This window comes from Helicobacter bilis ATCC 51630 (genome assembly GCF_000686565.1).
Taxonomy (GTDB): domain Bacteria; phylum Campylobacterota; class Campylobacteria; order Campylobacterales; family Helicobacteraceae; genus Helicobacter_A; species Helicobacter_A bilis.
Window position 1 is genome coordinate 1 of record NZ_JMKW01000084.1, and the last position, 5,145, is coordinate 5,145.

General features: G+C 34.8%; 4 protein-coding genes and 1 pseudogene. All 5 read right to left on the reverse strand.

All coding sequences use genetic code 11. From position 1 onward, the window contains the following. Window positions 1-485 precede the first annotated feature (485 nt). Window positions 486-1,145 carry an ATP-binding cassette domain-containing protein gene (locus T368_RS14050; protein ID WP_004085974.1) on the reverse strand — a complete coding sequence of 220 codons (660 nt, stop codon included), beginning with the start codon at window positions 1,143-1,145 and terminating at the stop codon, window positions 486-488. A gap of 9 nt (window positions 1,146-1,154) precedes the next feature. Next, on the reverse strand, window positions 1,155-1,997 hold the full coding sequence (gene nikC / locus T368_RS0110810) for a nickel ABC transporter permease subunit NikC (protein WP_004085976.1): 843 nt from the start codon (window positions 1,995-1,997) through the stop codon (window positions 1,155-1,157). A gap of 17 nt (window positions 1,998-2,014) precedes the next feature. Continuing rightward, on the reverse strand, window positions 2,015-2,965 hold the full coding sequence (gene nikB, locus T368_RS0110815) for a nickel ABC transporter permease subunit NikB (RefSeq protein WP_004085978.1): 951 nt from the start codon (window positions 2,963-2,965) through the stop codon (window positions 2,015-2,017). Then, entirely contained in the window at window positions 2,965-4,587 is a 1,623-nt protein-coding gene (nikA, locus tag T368_RS0110820) for a nickel ABC transporter substrate-binding protein (protein ID WP_004085980.1), read from the reverse strand. Before nikA ends, nikB begins: the two co-directional genes overlap by 1 nt. Before the next feature lie 318 nt (window positions 4,588-4,905). Continuing rightward, window positions 4,906-5,145: pseudogene (locus tag T368_RS0110825) on the reverse strand (toxin-antitoxin system YwqK family antitoxin); the annotation flags it as partial.

Consider the following 5,145-nt stretch of genomic DNA (forward strand, 5'->3'; position numbering starts at 1 on the left):
TTTTAAAGAATCTAGTGCATCTAAAATAGGCTTAAAAGTGCCATAGTATTGAGGACATTCAGCATAAAAGACTAGATTCTTATGAGATTGCCCCCCCCCGCAGTTGATGTTAAAGGATTATATGTGCCAAAAGAGATGATTTTATAAAATAGATTTTTAATAAAAAACAGAGCTGAAGCAAAGAGTGCTACGATTGAAGAAAGCAATAATGAACCACTGCCCGGATCAAGATAGGCAAATGCTATGCTAGGTGATAGGCATAGCAGAATGAAAAGTGAGAGAATGGGTTTTATGTAAATCCTTAATGTCGCTTAGTTGAGTGAATGCTACTTTGCAATAGATTTCTACATAAGCCGACGATTATAACATAAAGATATCCTCATATTGTAATCAAAATATTTGAAATGTAAAATATTTTCAATGGCTTCAATATACGCAAACAATAGCCTATTATGAAATATATAGCGCATTGAGTATCGATAAGATCACTGGAGCACACCTTCACAAGGTGTAAGGCAGTAAAAGCTATCCCCCATCTTCTTTGCGACATCTAGGTCATGTGTGATAAGCAAAATGCCTAGTCCATAGGTTTTTTGCAAGTGTTTTAGAAGTTTTAAGATTCTATACTGCACGATAATATCAAGGTCTGTTGTGGGTTCATCAGCGATTAAAAAAGGGGCTTTTGTAAGCAGGGCAAGGGCAATCATTGCGCGTTGCAACATTCCCCCGCTCATCTCAAATGGATAGAGTTTTAAGACTTCTTTTTGTAAGCCGACTTCATGTAGCATAGATTCTATAGTTTTCATATCCCAATGTATTTTTAGAGCGTTTGCACTCTCTTTTATATGCGTATGGAGTGAATAGAGTGGATTAAAGCAAGAGCGGGGATTTTGCATAATGCTTGCAAAGACTTTTGCGCGTGAAGTCTGCGGATTTATAGGTGTATCATTGAGTAATAGCTCACCGCTTACCTGCTTTATATTCTTTGGGAGTAAGCCCTGCATAGCAAGGGTTGTAAGCGTTTTGCCACTGCCACTTTTACCAAATAGTATAGTCGTTTGTCCTGCTTTTATACTAAGATTCATATCATTTAATAGAATCTTGTTATTACACATTAAAGTGAGATGTTTAAGCGTTAATGTCATAGATTACCTTTAATGAATAATATTTGAATCACAATCAAAATAATCTCGTAAGCTATCACCTAGCATATTAAACAAAGCAACTGCGATAAATAGGGCTAATCCCGGATAAAGCAATAACCCTGGATTACTAAATACATAATCTTTAGAATCACTTAGCATAACCCCCCATTCTGCCTGTGGTGGTTGCACGCCAAGCCCAAGAAAAGATAGTCCAGCAATATGTAGCATCATATGCCCTATATCCATAGTCGCAAGCACAAAGCATTGTGTAAGGATTGGCGTCAGCATATTGCGTTTAAAAATCTGCCAATTACTCGCACCATAGACTTGTGAGAGTAGCACAAACTCGCGGTGTTTTAATCCTAGCACAATACTGCGGATAATCCTTGCATACCAAGCCCAATGCGTTAAGGCAATAGCAAGCATTACATTTTCTAATCCAGCCCCTAGTATGCCAACTAAAAAGAGTGATAATACAATAGTAGGCAAACTTAAGAATAAATCGCATATCCTCATAATAAACTTATCGATTTTCCCGCCAAAAAATCCGGCAATACCACCGATACTTACGCCCAAAAACATAACGCATACTAAGATTATCCCCACAGAAAAAAGCGAGATTCTAGCTCCAAATATTAAACGCGTAAAAATATCCCTGCCAAGATGATCTGTCCCTAGAAAATGCGTTGTGCTAATAGGTGAGAATCTATTATCTAAATCAATCGCATCGGGGGTATAAGGCAAAAAAAATGGCGCAATGAGTGCAACAAGCAATAATAAAATAATCATAACAAGAGAAAACTTTCCTAGAAAAGAAAGCTTTTTTCTATATAGCTTAGAATCTATTGTCATCGCACACTTCCAAAACTTTATAATACATGAGAGCCTTCCATATTCTTTCTTATGCGTGGATCAAGGGCTGCATAACATATATCAATAATGAGATTACACAAAGAAAACACAAGGCACATAATAAGCACAAAGCATTGAATAATAGGATAATCATGATTTGCAATGCCTTGCAAACTATAATAGCCAATGCCCGGTATCGCAAAAATGCTTTCTATAATGAGAGCTCCACCGATGAGTTCGCCAAAGTGCATGCCAAGTGCGGTGATAATAGGCAGAGTCGCATTATAGAAAACATGCTTGATTGTTACATGTCCCTTTTTTAATCCACGCAAATACGCATAAAGTATATGTCTCTCTTTTGAGACTTCAAGCATATTTGCACGGATAAGGCGTATATTCACACATATTGACATGAAAGCAATGCTTATAGCAGGTAAAATGAATGAATGAAGTCCATCTACACCAAGGGCTGGTAGCCAACCAAGCGTGAGAGAAAAAAGCATAATCAGTAAAAATGCAAACCAAAAGTTAGGCATACAAACGCCAATAAAGCAAATAAAGCGAATGAGAAAATCAGGGATTTTATCCCTATAATATGCAGCGATTATCCCAAAAGGCACAGACACTAAAATCGTAAGCAAAAACGCAAAGAGTGCGAGTAAAAGCGTATTGGGCAGATAATATAAAAAATCACTCCATACATCTCTATCACTCATATATGACTTACCAAAATCAAGTGAAACTGCCTTTTGTAACCATAAGAGATACTGCTCTAATATAGGCTTATCTAAGCCAAACTCATGGCGGATCTCTGCTATTACTTCAGGTGTTGAGGGCAGATTTGAGTTTATAAGATATTGTGCTACTGGATCAGTGCTATTCAATCTTAAAAGATAGAAAATAATCAATGATGCAAGAAAAAGTATGGGAATAATCATAAAAATTCTATACAAAATGTAGCGAAGCATTATTCATAAAACTCCCAGAATGGAATCTCAAATGCTCTTACATCAGGGGCTATGCCTTTGATACCCGCTCTCGCAACAACTTTATTTGTATCATAAGTGAGTGGGATATAAATCTGTGTGCTATATAGCATATCAAGAAAGCTTTGCGTTTGTTTAGTGAGATTTTCTTGTGCTTTATTTAAATCTATTTTTTTAGAATCTGCGTATATATCATAAGGACTTTCAATAAGGGTTTTAATCGCTTTATCAATAGAATCTTTATTTATAGAATCTGTTTTAGGCAATGATTTTTGTGCCATATAATCAGCATGTCCCTTATGTCTCATGGAGTTAATAAAGGTAAATGGCTCATAAGGCACACCCCATGTTTGACTAAAGCATAACTCAAACTGCCCTTGTGTTTGCTTTTTTCTATACATTGTTACTTCATTTGGGATTAACTCTAAAAAGATTCCAATATCTTTTAATTGTGCTTGCATAATGGTGGCAATGGCTTTTTGTGTGGGATTATTTGCTATGAAGTGAAGTTGAAATTGTAGTTTTTTATTGTCTTTATATAGATAGCCATCACTCTTTTTTGTATAGCCCATTTGTGTTAGAATCTTTTCTGCTTTGTTTTTATTATAGGTTGGTGGTGTGTAGCTTTTTGTCTTTGTAAAGGGGAGATTTTGATTAAACAAAAATTGTGCTTCTTTTTGATAGCCATAATACACAGATTCTATAATCTTTGCTTTATCTATGCTTAGGGCTAGGGCTTCTCGCATATTTTTGTCTTGCAGGGTTTTACTTGCTGGATTTACAATAAGAAATGTGGTAAATGCTGGGGGGCTAACAAAGGTTTGAAACTGCTTTGTTTCTGCGATATTATGAAAAATCTCAATAGGTATAGAATCTGAGCCATAAATCATATCTACTTGCTTAGTTTTCAGTGCTACTAGCTTTGCATTTGGATCAATTATAATTTTTGTAATGATAGTATCATAATAGATTCCATTATATCTAGCTTTATCCCAATAATGTGGATTTTTACTAAAAGTATTGCTTATGCCTATTTTTGTATCTGTTAGCATATATGGACCTGTGCCAATGGGCTTTTTAGGATTATTTTTTGCTAAGTCCAAATCTTGTGGAATCATACTTGGGGCAATGAAGCGAAAAGGACGCACAAGGGCTAGTTCATTTAATGTTGCAATATAGGGGTGTTTTAGTGTTAGCTTAATCGTATAGTCATCAAGGGCTACTACATTATCTATTGTCATAACAAGGGCTGACCATGAATGCCTTGCTTTATTCTTTAAAATCGATTGAAAGTTTTTTACAACTGCTTGTGCGTTAAAAGACTCTCCATTAGAAAATAACACATTTTTTCTTAAATGAAAAATATAGCTTTTTCCAGAATCTTTAATCTCCCAAGAGAGTGCTAGCGAGGGCGTAATATTGCCCTTGCTATCAGTCTTTACTAAGCCTTCATAAATCATATTTTGTGCGTAAAGCTGATTGAGATTATAGCCTTGCGGATTCATATCACCGACATTTTGCGATACTGCTACACGCAAGATATTTTCAGCAAAAGCATAGTGAAAACTACATAGCAACAAAAAAGGCAATAAGATTCTATACATTAAGATATTCCTTTTATTTGTGATGATTTACAATCTAGTGTTTTGATTTATATTTAAATTTTGCCGTATTATTAAATGTGTATTTTACTTTTTTATATTCTCATGTCAATTTGGAATCTCAAAATACTTTCACAATAAATCTGCGTAATGATAGCACGAAATAATAAACTATGCTATCTAAATATTACGATTATATTATAAGTAATATTTTAAACCTAAGATCTAGTATCTATCATGTTGAGTTAAAATACAAAATATTTGTTATCTATGCTTCAACACATAAACTTGCTTTAGTTGCTAAAATCAGCAAAACCAAAATCAAGGATTAGCTACACATATTACTTCTAAATGGTTAATTGCACTTTCGAAGTAGGGATATTTATTACTCTCTTCTAAATCTTTACTTGTTAGGGCTTTGTCGCTAGAGCATTTACCACTTATAAACTTATTATTCTCGGCTTTAATTAAGGCTAGCAGTTTTCCATCTTTTGTGTAGAGTTTTATATCCCCATGCAATATATCATTTAAAACTGATGCTTCTAACGCCAAGTTTCCATT